The organism is Clostridium sp. CTA-6, from assembly GCF_054768115.1.
In genome coordinates this window covers 312428-331393 of the sequence record NZ_BAAAAU010000002.1, presented here as the reverse complement: position 1 = coordinate 331393, position 18966 = coordinate 312428, and the positions used below count along the sequence as shown (strand labels likewise).

Genomic DNA, 18966 nt, shown 5'->3' with positions numbered 1-18966 from the left:
AAATTGAATTTATTATATTTAAAATAATATTTATGGATAAAAAAATAACTATGAAAAAATATATTTTATAATATACTTTTTACATAGTTATTTTTATTACTAAAGGGTACTGTTTATCCGATGACTACCCGCTCTAACACTCCCATCTTCTTCAAAGCGGAAGTAAAGAGCGGCTACGTCCCTGGATAACGATTTCCCCTAAAGGATAACGACTTCTAATGAGTAAAACTCCTAAGAATTCTGTTAATAAGCTTTAGTGGGAGTAAAAACTCCCTCTAAAGCCAAGAACTCTGTTTATAGGATACTTATATAAAAAATTTATTCTATTATAGTTAACTCTTTACTATATTTATTTAAAACTTCACAGCCGTCTTCTGTTACTAAAACTAAGTCTTCTATTCTAACACCAACTTCACCTGGTAAGTATATACCTGGTTCTATTGAGAATATCATTCCTGGTTTTATTTCTTCAGTGTTAACTGCTGAAACGTCTCCTAAGTCATGATCTTCTATACCAATTGAGTGTCCTGTTCTATGAGTAAAGTATTTTCCATATCCAGCTTTTTCTATAACGTCTCTAGAAGCTTTATCTATATCACAGAATCTTACTCCTGGTTTAACAGCAGCTATACCTGCCATATTAGCAGCTACTACTGTATCATAAACTTCTTTTGAATGTTCTGGAACACTTTTATAGAAGAAAACTCTAGTCATATCTGAACAATAAGAATCTTTTACACAACCTATATCTAAAACTATGCAATCTCCTTCTTTAAGTTTAGAACCATCATTTTCATGATGTGGATCTGCTGCATTTGCTCCATATCCTACTATTGGATCAAATGAGAATCTTTCTGCACCTAAGTCACTATAAATTTTTGCAAGTCTTTCACCAACTTCTTTTTCTGATAAATCTTGATTTTCTTTAAATAAGCTATATAATTTTTCCATAGCAGCGTCATTTGCTTTTGATGAAGCTCTCATTAATTCTTTTTCTTTTTCATCTTTGAACATTCTTGCTCTATCTATTATTATTGAACCATTAACAAATTTGCTTCCGCCTTCTAATTCCATAAGTCTTAATAAAAAACGTGCTGGCCAATTTTTATCTACACCCATTACTTTATCTTTTTCAACATATTTAGAAATTATTTCTACTCCATCTTGGTTATCATTAAACCAAACTTTTTCTACTCCTAAGTCTTCAGTTACTGGGAATAATTCATTTATAAATAATTTATGGTTCCCATTTTCATTAAGGTAAAGAGCTATTAGCCTTTCTCCTGTATGAATCCATTTTCCTGTTAAATAAAATATAGCTGGTGCATCTGAAATCAACATTTGAGGAATTTCTCTTTCTTTCATTCCCTCTAAAACTTTATTAAGTCTTTCTTGGTTCATAAAAATCCACTCCTAAATTTATATTTATTTTTTTATTCTCTATATAAAAGAGAAACAAAATCAATATTTATTTGTGAAAAAGACTACCTTTTAGATAGCCTCTTAATTCATATTTCTATTTTTCTTCTCTAAATCCTGTTTTTTAACAAAATTATTCCATTTCCATAAACCTATACCTATAACTAAAACTGCTCCGCCTATCATTTCTAATTCATATATAATATTTTCTTTTAAAGTTGGCATAACTGGTGCTGCTGATAAAACTATTCCTACTACTGATATTATAAGTACCATATTAGCTATAGATATAGCTTTTCCATTATTTTTAGACATTTCATATGGTCTTACTTCGTTTGGTCTGTCTTGTCTTAACTTTATATACGAACGGAATAATAAAACATATGGGAATAATGATGTTAATGCTGTCATTGTAACAAGCACATTATATATTGCATCAACGGATGGTAACAATGTAGTAGTTAATAATATTATACTTACTATAACCGCTTGTAATATAACTGCTTGTACAGGTATATTGTGTTCATTAACCTTTGTAAACTTCTCTGTAAATATTCCTTTTTTAACACTACCAAATAACATTTTTATTGGTGATGCTATATAAAGTATTATAGCTCCAAGCACTGATAAAGAAATACCAAAAGCTATTATTCTTATAAACCATGGTCCTATTCCTAAATTAGCTGCAACAGTCCCTAAGGCTGCTAATATACCTTCAGATGCAGTTATCTTATCTGTTGGAATAATCATAGTTATAGCAATTGAACCTAATACATAAAGACCTCCAACTATAGCTGCTGATATTAAAATTGCCTTTGGGAAATTTTTTTTAGCATCATCTATTTCTGTGACAAAGTTTGCGGCAGTTTCTGCTCCCGCAAGGCCAAACATAACTGATGAAATTGCTGCTAAAGTATCCATGTTTAATTTTGGTGTTAACGTAGCTACTGTATAAGTTGATGCTGGTTTATGTCCAAACACTAATACAGATATAAGAGCCATTACTATTAAAAGAACTGCTGGCACAGTTGAGCCTAATGCTCCTACATTAGTAAATATCTTAGCAAAGGCCATACCTTTAGTACTAATTAATGAAAGTATCCAAAATATAACTAATGAACATATAAGTACAAACATTTTATTTCCTGCAAGTTCTGGTTTTCCTAATACGTAAGAAACGTTTACTATTAAAAATGTTAAAAATGAAGAATACCAAAATAACTTAGCTGTCCAATTTAACCAAGAAACCATAAATCCCCATTTTTCTCCATAGGCTTCTTTTACCCATTCATAAAGCCCTCCATCTCTTGGATAAGTAGCTGCAAGTTCTGCACAAATAAGCGCACTTGGTAAGAAAAATATAAATGCGAATAATACCCAGGCCGGTATAGCACCAAGACCTAACCCAAAACTAGATGCTGTAGATTTTGCTATCCACCTAATTCCAAAAAGCGCTGATACATTCATGAAAACTAAGTCCCATAGACCTATTTTCTTTTTCATGTTTATCCCTCCATACGTCAATTCTTTAGTTTCGTTAAATATTTAAATTAAAATTTTAAAATATTTTCAGTATATTTTGATAATACCATAATTTTTTATTTATGTATATATATTTTTTCGATATTACAGTAATTTTTTATTGTTTACTGTAATAAATTTGTTGTTTTTTTGTTTATATTAAGAATTTTGAATTATTGGTAAAACACTCTATTATGTCATATATTTTTTTAATATTTATTATATACTTTTCTAATAATAGGATAATAATCTTGAATTACCAAGGTTATTATGCTATTATTATTGAAAGAAAAGTAAGATTTTTCTGGATTTTGCTAATATATATATTGGAGGTCAAAATGATCAATGAAATTGCTGAAAAAATTAGAAATCTAAGAAAAGAAAAAAATTTAACCTTAAAAGATCTTGGTGAAAAGACAGGTTTGTCCATAAGTTTTTTATCACAAGTAGAAAATAATTCCTCTTCTCTTGCAATTACTTCTTTAAAAAAAATTGCAGATGCATTGAATGTACCTATAACCTATTTTTTCAAGAGTCCAGAACTTCATAAATATTTAGTAAAAAAACAAGAAAGAGAAGTTTTTGAACTTGAAGGCTCTGCTTCTAAGTTCATAAGATTAAGTGGTAATTTTACGGAAAGAAATATGGAGTCTATATTAGTTGTAATACCTGCTGAAAAACAGCATGGTCATAAATTTAGCCATCCAGGAGAAGAGTTTATATATGTATTAGAAGGAGCTATTATAGCTAATCTAGATGGGGAAGAATATTTTGTAAACGAAGGTGATTCCATTCATTTCCCTTCTACTATACCGCATATACTTTCTAATCCTCTTAAAACGGACTCTAAAATATTAACAGTAGTATGCCCTGCAATTTTTTAAAAATATTTATATAATTGATATTCATGTGCTATTTATAGATAAAAGATTTCCAAATATTAAAGTAAATTTACACTTTTAAATATTTGGAAATCTTTTTTTAATTATTTATCTGTTCTTTAACTATATTAATCTTCATCATAAAAATCTAAGTAAGAATATTTTTCTTTATTCTTTTGCCATCCTAATATAGCTTCCATATTAACATTTTTAGATGACATAAATATAGATTTATCTACGTCCTTAAAGTTTTTCTTTAATTCTTTAATTAAGTCTTTTATTTCATGCCTTTTATTACCTATTTTACCTGCTGCCACCATACAAGCACAGTTTAGAGGCCAAATCCCACTATTTTGTATGAACTTTTGTATATATTCTTCTTCTACATAATACAATGGTCTTATTAATTCTAATCCTTCAAAATTTGTAGATTTAAATTTAGGTAACATGGTCTTAAAATTTCCCGCATAAAGTACATTTAATAAAATAGTTTCTATAACATCATTAAAATGATGACCTAAAGCTAATTTGTTGCATCCTAATTCTTGAGCTTTAGAATAAAGAGCTCCTCTCCTCATTCTAGCACACATATAACAAGGATAGTCCTTAGCTATATCATCTATAACTTTAAAAATATCAGAATCAAACAAATTAATAGGTATATTTAAATAATTACAGTTATCTATTAATAATTTCCTTATATCTTCATGATAACCTGGATTCATTGAAATAAACTCTATTTCAAAATTTATTTGGCCATGTTTTTTTAACTCTTGAAATAATTTTGCCATTAAAATACTATCTTTTCCCCCAGAAACTGCCACAGCTATTTTATCACCATCTTCTACAAGGTTATATTCTTTAATAGCTTTAATAAATTTATTCCATATAGGTTTTCTATATTTTTTAATAATACTTTTTTCTATATCTTTAAGAGGTATTCTCTCATTAAAAGGTACTAAAACCTCACAACCTTTACCAGCTATACCACTCATATTTTCACCTCACTTATGCAAAATATTATAACACTTTTATATTATTTTGTGTTAAAAGATTTTTAATAAATCAAAAATAAGCTATATTATATTTTTTAATAAATACAGCTTATTTAAGGTTATTATTTATATTAAAAACACTAACGTGTACATTAAATCTATCTTAATAAAAATTTAATCATTTTAAAAGGATTTATTATGTATCCAAATAAAATTATATATAAAACTATTCTACTTAGATGAAAACTCTGAATAAATATCTGAAAATTCCATATCTACATATTCTTTACTTGGTGAATACAGTACATTATTTTCCTTTTCTGAATCTTCTTTTACCAATTTAACTGGTATATTTATTATGAATTCACTACCTTTACCTATTACACTTTGGATATCTATATTACCTTCATGCATATTTACAAAGGACTTAACTAAATATAGGCCTATACCACTGCCTTCCTTATTTCTTCTTAAAGTTTTATCTACTTGAACAAATCTTTCAAATATATTTTCTATTTTATCTTGTGGTATACCTATCCCTGTATCTTTTACGGATATGGTAATGCTATCTTTACAATCTTTTATATTTACATATATATTTCCGCCACTACCTGTAAATTTTATAGCATTAGATAATAAGTTTAATATTATTCTTTCTATTTTATCTGGATCTACAGCCATAATTTTTTCTTCAACATCTGTATCAAATATGATATTTATATTTTTACTTTCTGCATAATATACAACGGATAAAGTAATCTCTTCTACTAAATTTACTATATTACAATTCACTAGATTAAGTTTTAAATATCCTGAATCTAGTTTAGTTGTATCCAATAGATTATTAATTAACCTCATAAGTCTATAGCAGTTTTGCTTTATAACTTTTATATACTGTTCCTTTTTATCATAAGAGTTTGCATCTTTTTTATATAAATCTAATATTTGCACTGCTGTAAATATTACATTTAAAGGCGTCTTTAATTCATGGGATATATTAGCTAAAAAATCAGTTATTAATTTATTGTATTCTCTGCTTTCATTTAATAATTCTATATTTTTTTCTACATCCTTTTGAAGTTTTTCTACCTGTTTTTGTGAAGTAATATCTCTTAGTATAGATAATATAGCAGGCTTATTATTATATATAATATAAGTACTTATACTTTCAACATTTATATTTTCTTTTTTATTATTTTGTATAACTTGTTCAACACATATTATATCACTTTTATTTCTATATACTAACTCTAATTTATTCCTTATTTTCTTTTGCTCTTCTTTTAATATAAAATTATTTATATTTATATCTTGAAGTTTATCATTATTATTACAAATTAATAATTCTGATGCACTTTCATTGGCAAAAACAATCTTATCTTTTCTGTGGATTATAATAGCATCCCTTGCATTTTCTATAAGTAAATTATAGCAAGTATCGTTTTTAAAAAGAAGTTCCTCTATATACTTTCTTTGACTATCTTTTTCATTTAATTTCTTGTTTAAGTTTTCTAGTTGAATATTCTTTTGTTTTATGCTCTCATTACCTAATTTAACATAATACCCTAGAGATATGGCTGTTAAAATGAACACTCCTGAAAGAATTAAATCATTTTCAAAATAAGTATTTATGCAATTATAATTAGCCATAGATAAATCTATAGTTAAAATTATAAGAGATGATATTATTGAAATAATCATACCAGACTTTAATCCTCTTTGGATAGTAGTTGTAATTATAATAAATAAAAATAAATACTTGTATTGACTATTATACTTTCCTGACATTATAATCAATACTGTAAAAATTAAAATGAAAAACATGTTTTCTATTCTTTGAACAAGTAATATATTCTTAAACATTCTAGTTTTTATGGCAAAAAAAGACCAAATTAAATATATTACAGTCATTATTAAAGATAATAATATCGCAAAAGCAGTATTGTAATAACTGTTTTTATTAGCACAATTGTTTTCAGAAAGATAATTATATAGTATTATAGAAGAAAAAAGTAAAGATATTAACTTTACTATACAAGTTATATTATATATATTTTTTTCTTTAATTTGATTAATTTCGCTCATATACCTCACACTCGCAGTCACATTAATATATAGCGTATAGGTAAGTTTCCTTTCCCTATACACTATTTAAAATTTTTATTTTCTTAATGACTTTGGTTCTTTTGGCTGATATATACCCGCTACACAAGCTGAATCTGCTGTAGAATAAGCTACAGATTTAAGAAATTTTGCAGTAACCTTTATACATTTTTCTTTTAATTGTTTTTTCATTATAATTCCCCCTATAATTTTATATTATTACATATTAACATATTAACATATAATTAACTTTAATGAAATAATTTGTTATTCCATGGCTATATTAGCAAACACTCTTTTAGCTAAGGGTGTAAGAGTAAAACTCTGCCATAAAACACCTGCAATTATACATTTAGCGTAATAAATCAACATTTCATTCTTATATTGAAAATAAATTAACAAAAGTAGGGCTTCAATGAAAAATAAAATACTAATTATAAAAAAAGAATACCTTCTTAATTTTAATATTTCATCTTCATTTTCTATAGGCTTAGTTTTAGTATCTACTGGCACAAATTTATAAATTGCATAATATGAATAAATGAATATCAAAATACAAATTACTGGGAAAAATAAATTCAAACCTATATTAATATTTTTTACTATTAATGCAAATCCTACAAAAACTATAGCTCCTAAAATTGCACACTTATTAGGTGTATTAGCATGTATTCCACCAGAATACTTTCTGTATATAACTGAAGTTAATGCAATAATTACAGATTCTATCAATACATTACATATATATCCTAAAATTACTACACATAAAAATGCCCATATTGTTTGCAATACTGAAAAGGCTCCATATGCAATAATCTCTTCTGTATCTTTATCTAGATTTAAATTACTAGAAATTTTACTTCCTATTTTATTTGAAATCTGTTCAATTAAAAACATCCTTTACTCTCCTATCTTTTATTTTAAATATAAGTAAAACTATAATTACCAAAACAAGGATAGATGGCATTAAATAAATGCATTTTTTTAATGGACTTTTTAAAACATTTTCTATATTTTCACCAAATATCTTATACATAAAATATAAATTTAAAGCCTCACTTAGTGCTAAAAAACTCACTAATATTAAAGAATAGGTTATAGCTTTAATAGGAGCAACTTGATTTATGAAAGTGCATATTAATATAATTGCTATAATATTTAAAATAGTATGTACACCATAATGTATTGGGAGTAATCTAATTGAATATATAATTACAGAAAATAAAATACTAGATAAAACATATTTATTCTTGTTTATCTTGCTATTGCTAAAAGCTTGTATAATAAAAATAAATAAAAACGCTTCTGGAGTTAATCTCATAAATAACTCTACTACACTACTTTTCAACACGATTAAATCATTCCTTTATTAGTGTATTTACACTATAATTATAACACTTTTAGAAATTAATGTAATGTTATTTTTCTATTTAACTAAAATTTTAACATTTTTGGATATATAGTATTATTTTTTTATCAACTTGTAAACTTATATAAGTTTTAATAAATAAAAACAAAATAAATTCTCTAAAATTGTATAATACAATTTTAGAGAATTTATTTTGTAATAATTATAATATTATTGAGTTATATCTGAGAACTCCATATTTATACGTTCTACATTAGCTTCATAAATTACATTTTTTGATTTTATATTATTATTACAAACTGTAGCAGGCAATTTTATTATAAATTCTGTTCCTTTTCCTAGTTCACTGGCTATAGTAACATCACCCTTATGCATTTCTACAAAGGACTTTACTAAATGTAATCCTATACCAGTTCCCTCTTTATTTTTCTTTAAAGTTTTATCCACTTGAAAAAATCTTTGAAATATAGATTCTAATTTATCTGAAGGTATCCCAACCCCTGTATCTTTTACATGTATATATACATAATCTCCAGAATCTTTTATATTTACAAATATATTACCTCCAGAGTTAGTAAATTTTATAGAATTTGAAAGTAAATTTAAAATAATTCTTTCTATTTTATCTGGATCTACCGCAATTATTTTCTCCTCCACATTTGTATCAAATACAATATTTATACCCTTGCTTTCCGCATAGGATGTTACAGATAATGTTATTTCTTCTATCAAACTTATTATATTATAATTAACTAAATTTAATTTTAAATACCCTGAATCTAATTTAGTTGTATCTAATAAGTTATTTATCAACTTCATAAGCCTATAACAATTTTGTTTTATTAGTTTTAAATATTTATCTTGCTTTTCATAATCAAGATCTTTGTTAATATCTTTTTCATAAAATCCTAATAATTGTACTGCTGTAAAAATCACGTTTAATGGGGTTTTTAGCTCATGAGATATATTAGATAAAAATTCTGTAATTAATTTGTTATACTCCCTACTTTCATTTAATAATTCTATATTCTTTTTAACATCTTGTTCAAGTTTTTCTACTTGTATTTTAGATGTTACATCATGTAATATACTAAAAATTGTTGGCATACCATTATATATAACATAAGTAGATGTATTTTGTATTGTCTTCTCTTTATTATTAATTACATTGTGCTGAAACTTAACTATATTTTCACTACCACAATATAAATTTTCCAATTTATTTTTTACAGTATTATATTGATCTTTAGGTATTAAACTTTTTATATCTATATCTTCAAAATTATACTCTTTTTTGTATCCTAACATCTGTTTTAATCTCTCATTAGCAAATATAATTTTACCATATCTATGTACCAATATAGCATCCTTTGAATTTCTTATAAGTAAATTATAACAATTTTCATTTTTTATAAGTAATTGTTCCATACATCTTTTTTGCATTTCCTTCTGGCCTAGTTTGCTAGCTAATATATTTACTTCTTCCTCTTTTTGTCGTAAATCTTCCTTTTGAATATTTACATAATACCCTAAAGGCCAAGCTGTCATTATAAATACCCCTACTAAAATTAAATCTGTTTCGAAATATATATTTATTGGAGCCTTTGGTGCTAATATTAAATCTATAGCTAATACTATACTGGAAGATACAATTGCTGTAATTATTCCATATTCCATTCCTAATTGTATGGTAGTAATAATTATAACTAATAAGAATAAAAACTTATAAGAACTTTTATAACTTCCTGACAATATTATTATGAATGTAAAACTTATCATTGATATGATATTTTCTATGACTTGAATTGTTTTTATTTTTTTCAGTTTAAAAGCTTTTATTGATATAAACATCCAAATAAGATATACACTAACTAAACATATTATAATAATAGCTAAATTTAATGCATCAAAATAAAATTTTTCAGTAATATTATTCTTTTCTGCATAATTTAAATAAATAGCACCTGCACAAAAAAGCAATATAATAAATTTTACTATAAGCATACTATTATATATTTTTTTATCATGACTCCAATTTTTAATTTTTATTTTATCTAAATTCATTAATTTAACTCCTATATATTTTTACATTGTTTCCTTCTATCCATAAATTTGCTTATAAGAAAAACATTAAATACAAATAGAATAAAATACGGAATAAAATATATTACTTTAGTGATAGGTGTAAGTCTTAGTAAAGGTACATTAATTTGAAATACCTTAGTTAAAACGAAAATGCTTATAAATTCACTTATGCATAAAATTATTGTCATAATCATATTGTAAGAAATGGCATCTTCCATGGATATTTCACCAATATTAACAGATAATATTATTGAAAAAATAATATTTATAGCTAAATGAATTCCAAAATGTATAGGTAACATTCTAACACAATAAATTTCTATAGCTGATAATAAAGACATTATTATTAACCTTTTTTTATCAAAAAATTTCTTTGATAAAAAATAAATCCCCGTTGTAAATGTAAAACTTTCTGGTATCGCTATTAAAAAAAACTCTAATATAGATAATTTAAGCATATCTTTTATTCCTTTTCATTTATAGAATCTATATGTAATTATATCATATTTTTCTATTATATAAAATTAATGACAAGAAAAAATATGTTTTTTATTTGTTCTATTGTTATTTTCGTCATATTTTTATAAAAATTTAGTTTTTACAACAAATTTTAACTCTATATTATACAAAAAATCATTTTTTGTCAAATTTTGTTCCATTTAAACTATAATTCCTATTTAATAATTATATTATTTATTAAGGATTTATATTCCATATTTATTATAAATAAAAAGCCATATACACTTATATCGCATATGACTTTTCATAACTATTATTTGATTATTTATTCATATATGTAAATTTAGCAATATATTTTATGTCTTCTGTGTTTTTTTTACCAAAAATTTAACAATAGTATTATGCTACTAATTGTAAAAATTTCTTTATAGACATAGAATATTGCATTTCTTTTGCTAACTCTTTATCTTCTGTAAATCCAATTTTTTTAAATACCATTCTTGAACGTTGATTTTTAAAATTAATTTTTGCAACAACTTCATCAACTCTCCACTGAAAAAATGCATGTTTTAATCCTTCTAATATTGCATTAGTTCCTAATCCTTTACCCCATTTATCTTTATCTCCTATTACTATAACCATTTCTGCAATATTATTCTTAGGAACAAGTCTTAAAAATCCTACAGGTTCCTTTTCATTAGTTGTTACCATAAAAAAACTACCATTTTGATTAAATAAATGAGTAAGAATAGGCATATTTATTCTATACATTATATCTTTAATACTTTTACTTACATTCTGTTTTTCGTTTAAATATTGTGTTATTTCAGTATCTTCTAACCAATTAGCAATTATTGAAGCATCTGATTTAAAAACTTCTTGTCTCAGCTCTACATTATTATCTTCCATTAACATTAATCCTCCCTAGCATAATAAAAAACCCTATTATAAGTGCAAATTTTGCATTTACAATAGGATTTATCTACATACAATTGGATTGTACCAGCATTATCTATTTATTTCAAATACTGTATTTCACGTTTAATATAGTTTCTATTGCATTAGTACAGATTGGTGAAGAATGGCCATGGTAAAATGAATATTGCTCATTTTATCTTCATAATTGGCATATACCTCTATTATAATAAACTTAAATCATCAAAACTATCCTTGTTTTCTATAATAACCTTTATAAACTTTTCTGCAATATATGGATCAAATTGGGTCCCACTACACCTTTTTAATTCTTCAATAGCCTCTTCATAAGTCTTTCTTCTATTATATGGCCTATTAGAGGTCATAGCATCAAAGCTATCTACTACCGTCAATGCTCTAGCAAGAAAAGGTATATTATCCCCTTTAAGCTTACCTGGATAACCTTTTCCATCATATCTTTCATGATGATGTAATATTAAATCAGAGATACTTTGAAGAGAACTAACAGGCTTTATTATTTCAACCCCATTTACAGGATGCTGTTTTAATATTTCCCATTCTTCTTTTGCTAAAGGCATTTTTTTATTCAATATCTCCCTTGAAATATTTATTTTACCTATATCATGCATATAAGCTCCATATATAAAAATTTTTTTATCCTCTTCAGATAATTTAAGCTTGTCCGCTAATAATCTACTATAAAGAACTACCCTTTCAACATGCCCATATGTATATCTATCCTTAGCGTTGATAACACTTATTAATGTTTTTATTGATGTAACCAAATCTATGTGTTTTTCATCAATATCATTTTTAAGTTCATCTAAAATGGAAGTATACGCTTCAACTCTATTTTTATTAAAAAATTTAGCTCTATAAAGAGCATCATCAGCACTCTTAATAAGCTCCATATCACTTTTAGCTTTATAAGGGTATACAGATATTCCCATTGATACAGTTAGATTACCATTGGGTTGATTTTCTTCACCTTCAAAATAAGTGTATTCTATCTTTCTCCTTATTTTTTCCGCTATATTAATAGCTTCTTTCTCTGGAGTATTAGGTAGCAGTACTGCAAATTCTTCTCCCCCATATCTTGCTACTATGTCTCCTTCTCTTGTATTATTTTTTAATATGTCACCTATGGTTTTAAGTACCTTGTCTCCTTTTTGGTGACCATATAAATCGTTATAATGTTTAAAATAATCTATATCAATAAATATCATAGAAAGAGCTTCATTTTTTTCTTCACACTCTATTATTTCTTTGCTTAAAGCATCATGAAAAAATCTATGATTGTATACATCTGTAAGTCCATCCCTATTAACTAAACTTTCAAGTTTTTTGATGTGTTCACTTTCAACCTTCACATAAAAACCTAAAGGCCAGGCTGTAAGTATAAACACTCCTGCTAATATCAAATCCTGTTCAAAATATTCATTAATTATTAAATTAGGTACACAGATAACATCCATAATTAAGATAATCAATGAAGCTAAACAAGCTATTATTATTCCCTGCTTCATCCCTAATTGTATAGTTGTTATTATAATAATAAATAAAAACAAAAATTTATATTCGCTAGCATAAGAGCCAGATACATGTATCAGAATAAGAAATATAAACACAAAGATCAAATTTTCCATCAAATATACATATTTAATGTATTTGTCACTGATCCTATTGGTTTTAGGGAATACCCATATACCATATATTAACAATAACAAAAGTACTACAAATATTACTGATATCAAACTATAATAAGAATATGTACTTGATAAACTATTGTAATAAAAAAATCTTTTAAAAAATATTATTGCCGAAAATAATAACATAGACAACTTTACTATAGATACTATATCATTTATCTTATTTATTTTATCATCTTGCATTTTACTCATTTTCTGCTACCTCATATTCTCACAAAATAAATATTTTTATTTATATATATTTAATAAGAAAGATCAGTTATAAACTGATCTTTTTCTTTTATTCTTCTTTTAAACATTTTGGCTCTTCAGGTTGATATACGCACCAAACACACGCTGATGATGCTACTATAGATGCAAGAAGAGTTGTAAATGTTGCAACTAGCATTAATGCCCTTTTACTTAATTTTTTCATGATTTTTGTCCCCCTTTGTAGTATCTATTATATAATTTAAAAAATCGTCTAATTTTTTCACTACTAAATGCCCATATTGTGTAAGAGTAAATGTTTGCCATAGTATTCCACTATATACACATAAAGAATATATAATAAACTTTTTATTCCCCATTTTATAATATAAAACAAAATTAATTAATATAATAACTAAATAAACACTTAATGTTATAATAGAACTTTTTTTTAGCCTTTTTATTTTTTTAGATTTCTTTATAGGTTTGGCCTTAGAGTCTACAGGAGCTAATTTATAAATAATATAGTAAGACCACACAAAAATAATTACCCCTAAAAATAATAGTATATTTAAATTAACTAATGAACTTGTTAAAAATACTACTATTATAGCAAACCCAACACAAATAATTGTTCCTATAATAGCACAATTATTTGGAGAAGTAGCATGTACTCCACCGGAAAACTTCCTTAATATGCTTATTGTAAAGGATATCAGCAAAGCTTCAATTTGAACATCGAATAAATATCCAAGCATAATTATAAGAAATATACAAAATATAGTTTGAAAAAAAGCAAAAGTTCCGTAAGCTATAACTTCTTTTTTATCATTATCCAAATTTAATTCTGATGCTATTTTTGTAGCAACATTATTAGATATTGTCTCTGCATTAATCATATTGCAGCTTTTCCCTTTTTAATAATCTAATATAACGTAATGCTATAATACAAGCAAAAATAATCAAAGATGGAATTCCATATATAGTTTTCAAATTAGGATTACTAAATATATGGTTCATATCTTCTTCTAAAATGTATTGTATTATAAAAATATTAGTGCCTTCACAAATAAGCTGGAAAATTATTGTAATAATAGTGCTTTTTACTGCCTTCATTATATCTATTCCATTTATAATATAACTTAATAAAATAATCACCATAATACTAAGTATTGTGTGAATACCATAACTGATTGGCAAAGATCTAATTATAAATATCATTATTAGCATTGAGAAACTGGACAATAAATAGTTTTTTTTATTCATTCTAGTATTGGAAAATGTATAAACTGCAAAAATAAGTAAAAATGCTTCTGGAATAGCTCTTGCAACAAACTCTACCACGGATAATTTTAGCATATTTTATTTCTCCTTTATTAATTATGTAAATATTTATACATCTTTTATAATTATATCACTAACATTATCGAAATAAAATGAACTTACTTTTAATATTTAGCAATTTATATATATTTTTCAATAATTAAAATTATAATATATTCTAATATATTTATCATCCTAATAATTAGAAATTGCTTTAAATTTTTATAGATTTTATATTATTTATATGTTTTATAGTATTAAAAATAACAATAAAAACAAAAAATCTTATAAATATATCTCCAATACTCATAACACTATAGCCTACGTCAATTATATCTGTTAAAAATTTAAATTTAGTAGATGAATTACCTAGAATATGTATATCATTAACTTTAAGAAAAGAATAAGGCTTTGCATATCCTGTAAAATAAGATAGTGTAGGAAACACAGGCATCTTACCATTATTTACTGCTATGGCAATTTTATTTAGCATACCACCTATTAAAATAAATATAGACCCTATAATAGCACTGGTATATTGTTCATATTTTATAATAATAAATAAATAGGAACAAATATATATAGTCTCTAATATTTTAACATGTGTTATTAAACTATAATTTTCTAAGAATATGTTTATTTGTATAATTATATATATTAATTCAATAGTTACCACAGGATAAATATGCCATGATTTAAATAATGACTTTATTTCATATCCCTTTAATTTAGTTATTATTAAGGCTAATATTATTGTTTCTAACATAGATACTCCCTCCCCTTCTTATATATATTTTTATTAATTCTATTATATTAATTTACCTTAATATTAATATAAATAAATATTAAGTTAAATTTACTTATTAAGTCAAATATTTACCATTATATTTTATATCCATTAAATTTTTATATCTATATTTTTCATAATTGTCCTTTTATAATATAAATATCCCAATTGTCAATATTAAAAAGTTAAAATCTAATTTAAATTTTTAAAGCATATTTTTTTCATAGACAATAAAAAAACATGCCCAAAATCCATTACTCCAAATTTTGAAATAATGAATTTTAGGCATGTAATTTATATTAATTTTAGTTATTATAATAAAGACTTTCTGAAATATATTCTGGATCGCAGGTTACATCTATCCCAAGCTTTCTAAAGGTTTGTTCTTCATTGGTGCTTAAAATTGTAGTTGAATGAGCTTGACATCCATTCAACATTGGTAATTTACTCATAGCTACTTGAGCTGTTGGATTTGTAGCTGCACATATACTAAGGGCTATTAACACTTCTTCACAACTTAAAGCAGTTCTTTTACTTCCTAAAGTTTTTGCTTTTAAATTTATAATTGGTTCTAGTATAACTGGTGAAATAAGATGTATTTCATCAGATATATTTGCATAATGCTTAACTGCATTTAAAATTACAGCAGCTGTTCCATCCATTATATCTGAACTTCTACCTGTTAATATTATTCCATCCTCTAATTCTAAAGCTACAACTGCACAAATTTCACTTTTGTTAGCTCTTTCTTTTAATTTAGATGCATATTCTCTTGCAGGTATAACAACTTTCCTATCCTCTTCTTTTAAATTAAGCTCTTCCATAATAAGTTTAGCTCTATGGAAAGTTTCCTTATCTACATATCCTTTTTTATATTCGCAGGCTGTTTTAAAAGCTCTTCTTATTATTTCTTGTTTAGATGCTTCTTTAACAACTTCATCATCAACTATACCAAATCCCACTCTATTTACCCCCATGTCTGTTGGAGATTTATAAGCAGATTCTTCTCCTGTTATCTTTTCTATAATTCTTTTAAGTACAGGAAAACTTTCAATATCACGGTTATAGTTTACAGCTACTTTGTTATAAGCATCAAAATGGAAAGAATCTATCATATTCACATCTTTAAGATCTACTGTAGCTGATTCATAGGCTATATTTAGAGGATGTTTTAAAGGTACATTCCATACTGGAAAAGTTTCAAATTTTGAATACCCTGCCACGTTACCTCTTTTATATTCATGATAAAGTTGACTAAGACAAGTAGCTAATTTACCACTTCCTGGGCCTGGTGCTGTAACAACTACAATTGGCTTTGTTGTTTCAATATATGGATTTTTACCATATCCTTCATCACTTACAATAGTATCTACATCTGTAGGGTATCCTTTAGTAGCTTCATGCTTATAAACCTTTATACCTCTACGTTCTAATTTATTTATAAATATATTAGTTGCAGGCTGACCGCTATATCTTGTTATTACAACGCTGTTTACTTCAAGGTTATATCCTCTTAAATCATCAATAAGTCTTAAAACATCAACATCATAAGTAATACCAAAATCTCCTCTTATTTTGTTTCTTTCAATATCGCCTGCATATAAACAAATAATTATTTCTACTTTTTCTCTTAATTTATGTAGTAGTTTAATTTTTGCATTTTCATCAAATCCAGGTAAAACTCTTTTTGCATGCAAATCGAATAAAAGTTTTCCTCCAAATTCTAAATATAGTTTGTCATAATTGTTAACTCTTTCTAATATGTACTTTGATTGTTCTTCAAGGTATTTTTCGTGATCAAATCCTATTTTCATATTTACGCCTCACTATACTTTATTATTTTATTCTTATTTATAAGAACCTTTAAGTTTTTACATTTTTATATTATTACATAGTTTTGATTGAAAGTAAATTATTATATAATGGATTTTTAAATTATTTAAATTACTAAAACCAACTTAGCTGATTATTTCCATAGTTCTTTTTATATGCCAAAACTATATCTTCCATTTTATATAAAATACCTAATCTTTCACATTCATTTCTAAATATATTCCATAATTTTTTGTGATTAAGTGAGGCACATTCATATTTATTTCCAAAGGTATCTTTGTATTTTGCTATCATATTTTCTTTTGGAAACTTTTTTATTAAATTCCTATAAAAGTATTCCCTTTGATTTCCTCTTAAAGTTAATCCCATACCATATGCAAAAATAAATTTTGCACCACATTCATGAGCAGTTCTTATTATTTTTATAATATTTTCTTCATCATCATTTATGAAGGGCAAAATAGGCATAAGCAATATACCTGTAAATATACCATTGTAAGAAAGCTCCTTTATAGATTGAAACCTTTTAGATGTTACACAAACATTAGGTTCAATTTTTTTGCACAATTCATCATCATATGTAGTTATGGTAATCTTTATTAGTGTAGGCGAGTGGTTCTTAATTTTTTTCAAAATATCAATATCTCGTACTATAAGATTGCTTTTAGTTGCTATAGCTACTCCAAAATTAAAAGTATTTATCTCTTCTAATGCCATTCTTGTAAGCATCAGTTCTTTTTCAAAAGGATTGTAAGGATCACTCATAGCTCCTGTTCCTATAACTCCTTTTTTTCTTTTTCTTCTTAATTCATTTTTAATAATCTGTATTGCATTTTTCTTTGCTCTTACTTTATCAAAGTTTTCTATACCATAACATTCGCTTCTAGAATCGCAATAAATACAACCATGACAGCAACCTTTATAAATGTTCATATTATAATTTATCCCAAACCACCAATTGTCCTTACTATAATTTGATATTAAAGTTTTTGCTGGAACATACTCCAAGTTTACTATCACTCCTTAATAAATCTTTTATTAACTATTTGTATTTATATTATCAAATCATACATGACATCTGCATGTCATATTAAACAAATCTTTATCATAATTTTTTATTTATTTATTGTCTAATAAATCTTAATTTCATTACTCCTATATTATATCCATTAATCTATTGAATTTGTTGTAATTATTAATTTCATTATATTAAAGATAAAAAAATATTTATTATAATCAAAATTAAGGAGATAGAAAATCTCTTTCCATCTCCTTAATATAAATATATAATTTTAAATTAATCTTTTAATTTTAATTAACAATTTTTTGTTTAAAACTGTATTATTATGTATAAAAT

17 protein-coding genes and 1 pseudogene are annotated in these 18966 nt (G+C 25.2%); 1 reads left to right on the top strand and 17 read right to left on the bottom strand.

All coding sequences use genetic code 11. From position 1 onward, the window contains the following. Nucleotides 1-318 precede the first annotated feature (318 nt). On the bottom strand, nucleotides 319-1401 hold the full coding sequence (locus ACYUDJ_RS04835) for a M24 family metallopeptidase (protein WP_003487514.1): 1083 nt from the start codon (nucleotides 1399-1401) through the stop codon (nucleotides 319-321). A gap of 115 nt (nucleotides 1402-1516) precedes the next feature. After that, a pseudogene (locus ACYUDJ_RS04830) lies at nucleotides 1517-2922 on the bottom strand (APC family permease). A gap of 356 nt (nucleotides 2923-3278) precedes the next feature. Between ACYUDJ_RS04830 and ACYUDJ_RS04825 the strand changes: the two are divergent. Then, a complete protein-coding gene (locus ACYUDJ_RS04825) occupies nucleotides 3279-3824 on the top strand; it encodes a helix-turn-helix domain-containing protein (RefSeq protein WP_003487519.1) in 546 nt (181 codons plus the stop codon). A 125-nt stretch (nucleotides 3825-3949) separates the two neighbouring features. Here ACYUDJ_RS04825 and ACYUDJ_RS04820 read toward each other — a convergent pair whose 3' ends face one another. The 15 genes from ACYUDJ_RS04820 to ACYUDJ_RS04750 form a co-directional block, all read right to left on the bottom strand. After that, a complete protein-coding gene (locus tag ACYUDJ_RS04820; RefSeq protein ID WP_003487520.1) occupies nucleotides 3950-4816 on the bottom strand; it encodes a tRNA 2-thiocytidine(32) synthetase TtcA in 867 nt (288 codons plus the stop codon). 231 nt (nucleotides 4817-5047) lie between these two features. Continuing rightward, complete coding sequence (locus tag ACYUDJ_RS04815) at nucleotides 5048-6901, bottom strand: PAS domain-containing sensor histidine kinase (RefSeq protein ID WP_043031095.1); 1854 nt, start codon at nucleotides 6899-6901, stop codon at nucleotides 5048-5050. A gap of 75 nt (nucleotides 6902-6976) precedes the next feature. Next, the gene (locus tag ACYUDJ_RS04810) at nucleotides 6977-7111 is read right to left on the bottom strand and encodes a cyclic lactone autoinducer peptide (RefSeq protein ID WP_043031092.1); all 135 of its coding nucleotides are present in this window, start codon (nucleotides 7109-7111) and stop codon (nucleotides 6977-6979) included. A gap of 75 nt (nucleotides 7112-7186) precedes the next feature. Further along, entirely contained in the window at nucleotides 7187-7816 is a 630-nt protein-coding gene (locus ACYUDJ_RS04805) for an accessory gene regulator ArgB-like protein (RefSeq protein WP_043031090.1), read from the bottom strand. Beyond that, entirely contained in the window at nucleotides 7803-8240 is a 438-nt protein-coding gene (locus ACYUDJ_RS04800) for a hypothetical protein (protein ID WP_043031177.1), read from the bottom strand. The genes ACYUDJ_RS04805 and ACYUDJ_RS04800 overlap by 14 nt, the downstream gene beginning before the upstream one ends. A 258-nt stretch (nucleotides 8241-8498) precedes the next feature. Then, complete coding sequence (locus tag ACYUDJ_RS04795; protein WP_043031089.1) at nucleotides 8499-10352, bottom strand: PAS domain-containing sensor histidine kinase; 1854 nt, start codon at nucleotides 10350-10352, stop codon at nucleotides 8499-8501. Nucleotides 10353-10363: 11 nt separating this feature from the next. After that, nucleotides 10364-10831 carry a hypothetical protein gene (locus ACYUDJ_RS04790; RefSeq protein WP_043031088.1) on the bottom strand — a complete coding sequence of 156 codons (468 nt, stop codon included), beginning with the start codon at nucleotides 10829-10831 and terminating at the stop codon, nucleotides 10364-10366. 400 nt (nucleotides 10832-11231) lie between these two features. Beyond that, the gene (locus tag ACYUDJ_RS04785) at nucleotides 11232-11741 is read right to left on the bottom strand and encodes a GNAT family N-acetyltransferase (protein WP_043031086.1); all 510 of its coding nucleotides are present in this window, start codon (nucleotides 11739-11741) and stop codon (nucleotides 11232-11234) included. 230 nt (nucleotides 11742-11971) lie between these two features. After that, nucleotides 11972-13669 carry a bifunctional diguanylate cyclase/phosphohydrolase gene (locus ACYUDJ_RS04780; RefSeq protein WP_043031084.1) on the bottom strand — a complete coding sequence of 566 codons (1698 nt, stop codon included), beginning with the start codon at nucleotides 13667-13669 and terminating at the stop codon, nucleotides 11972-11974. 88 nt (nucleotides 13670-13757) lie between these two features. Further along, on the bottom strand, nucleotides 13758-13892 hold the full coding sequence (locus ACYUDJ_RS04775; protein ID WP_043031082.1) for a cyclic lactone autoinducer peptide: 135 nt from the start codon (nucleotides 13890-13892) through the stop codon (nucleotides 13758-13760). Further along, nucleotides 13876-14565, bottom strand: a complete 690-nt coding sequence (locus ACYUDJ_RS04770) for an accessory gene regulator ArgB-like protein (protein ID WP_043031080.1) — start codon at nucleotides 14563-14565, stop codon at nucleotides 13876-13878. Before ACYUDJ_RS04770 ends, ACYUDJ_RS04775 begins: the two co-directional genes overlap by 17 nt. Next, complete coding sequence (locus ACYUDJ_RS04765) at nucleotides 14558-15025, bottom strand: hypothetical protein (protein WP_003487535.1); 468 nt, start codon at nucleotides 15023-15025, stop codon at nucleotides 14558-14560. Before ACYUDJ_RS04765 ends, ACYUDJ_RS04770 begins: the two co-directional genes overlap by 8 nt. A 178-nt stretch (nucleotides 15026-15203) precedes the next feature. After that, nucleotides 15204-15755, bottom strand: coding sequence for a DUF5317 family protein (locus ACYUDJ_RS04760; protein ID WP_003487536.1), 552 nt, complete (start codon nucleotides 15753-15755; stop codon nucleotides 15204-15206). Between the two features lie 326 nt (nucleotides 15756-16081). After that, nucleotides 16082-17590, bottom strand: coding sequence for a DUF1846 domain-containing protein (locus ACYUDJ_RS04755; protein ID WP_003487538.1), 1509 nt, complete (start codon nucleotides 17588-17590; stop codon nucleotides 16082-16084). A gap of 133 nt (nucleotides 17591-17723) precedes the next feature. Then, the gene (locus ACYUDJ_RS04750; protein WP_043031078.1) at nucleotides 17724-18617 is read right to left on the bottom strand and encodes an SPL family radical SAM protein; all 894 of its coding nucleotides are present in this window, start codon (nucleotides 18615-18617) and stop codon (nucleotides 17724-17726) included. Nucleotides 18618-18966 lie beyond the last annotated feature (349 nt).

Bases quoted from the DNA above. Each gene is read 5' to 3' on its own strand.
- ACYUDJ_RS04820 (WP_003487520.1), bottom strand. From the start codon at position 4,816: ATGAGTGGTATAGCTGGTAAAGGTTGTGAGGTTTTAGTACCTTTTAAT.
- ACYUDJ_RS04785 (WP_043031086.1), bottom strand. From the start codon at position 11,741: ATGGAAGATAATAATGTAGAGCTGAGACAAGAAGTTTTTAAATCAGAT.
- ACYUDJ_RS04825 (WP_003487519.1), top strand. From the start codon at position 3,279: ATGATCAATGAAATTGCTGAAAAAATTAGAAATCTAAGAAAAGAAAAA.
- ACYUDJ_RS04790 (WP_043031088.1), bottom strand. From the start codon at position 10,831: ATGCTTAAATTATCTATATTAGAGTTTTTTTTAATAGCGATACCAGAA.
- ACYUDJ_RS04760 (WP_003487536.1), bottom strand. From the start codon at position 15,755: ATGTTAGAAACAATAATATTAGCCTTAATAATAACTAAATTAAAGGGA.
- ACYUDJ_RS04770 (WP_043031080.1), bottom strand. From the start codon at position 14,565: ATGATTAATGCAGAGACAATATCTAATAATGTTGCTACAAAAATAGCA.
- ACYUDJ_RS04795 (WP_043031089.1), bottom strand. From the start codon at position 10,352: ATGAATTTAGATAAAATAAAAATTAAAAATTGGAGTCATGATAAAAAA.
- ACYUDJ_RS04775 (WP_043031082.1), bottom strand. From the start codon at position 13,892: ATGAAAAAATTAAGTAAAAGGGCATTAATGCTAGTTGCAACATTTACA.
- ACYUDJ_RS04765 (WP_003487535.1), bottom strand. From the start codon at position 15,025: ATGCTAAAATTATCCGTGGTAGAGTTTGTTGCAAGAGCTATTCCAGAA.
- ACYUDJ_RS04835 (WP_003487514.1), bottom strand. From the start codon at position 1,401: ATGAACCAAGAAAGACTTAATAAAGTTTTAGAGGGAATGAAAGAAAGA.
- ACYUDJ_RS04805 (WP_043031090.1), bottom strand. From the start codon at position 7,816: ATGTTTTTAATTGAACAGATTTCAAATAAAATAGGAAGTAAAATTTCT.
- ACYUDJ_RS04780 (WP_043031084.1), bottom strand. From the start codon at position 13,669: ATGAGTAAAATGCAAGATGATAAAATAAATAAGATAAATGATATAGTA.
- ACYUDJ_RS04800 (WP_043031177.1), bottom strand. From the start codon at position 8,240: ATGAGATTAACTCCAGAAGCGTTTTTATTTATTTTTATTATACAAGCT.
- ACYUDJ_RS04810 (WP_043031092.1), bottom strand. From the start codon at position 7,111: ATGAAAAAACAATTAAAAGAAAAATGTATAAAGGTTACTGCAAAATTT.
- ACYUDJ_RS04815 (WP_043031095.1), bottom strand. From the start codon at position 6,901: ATGAGCGAAATTAATCAAATTAAAGAAAAAAATATATATAATATAACT.
- ACYUDJ_RS04755 (WP_003487538.1), bottom strand. From the start codon at position 17,590: ATGAAAATAGGATTTGATCACGAAAAATACCTTGAAGAACAATCAAAG.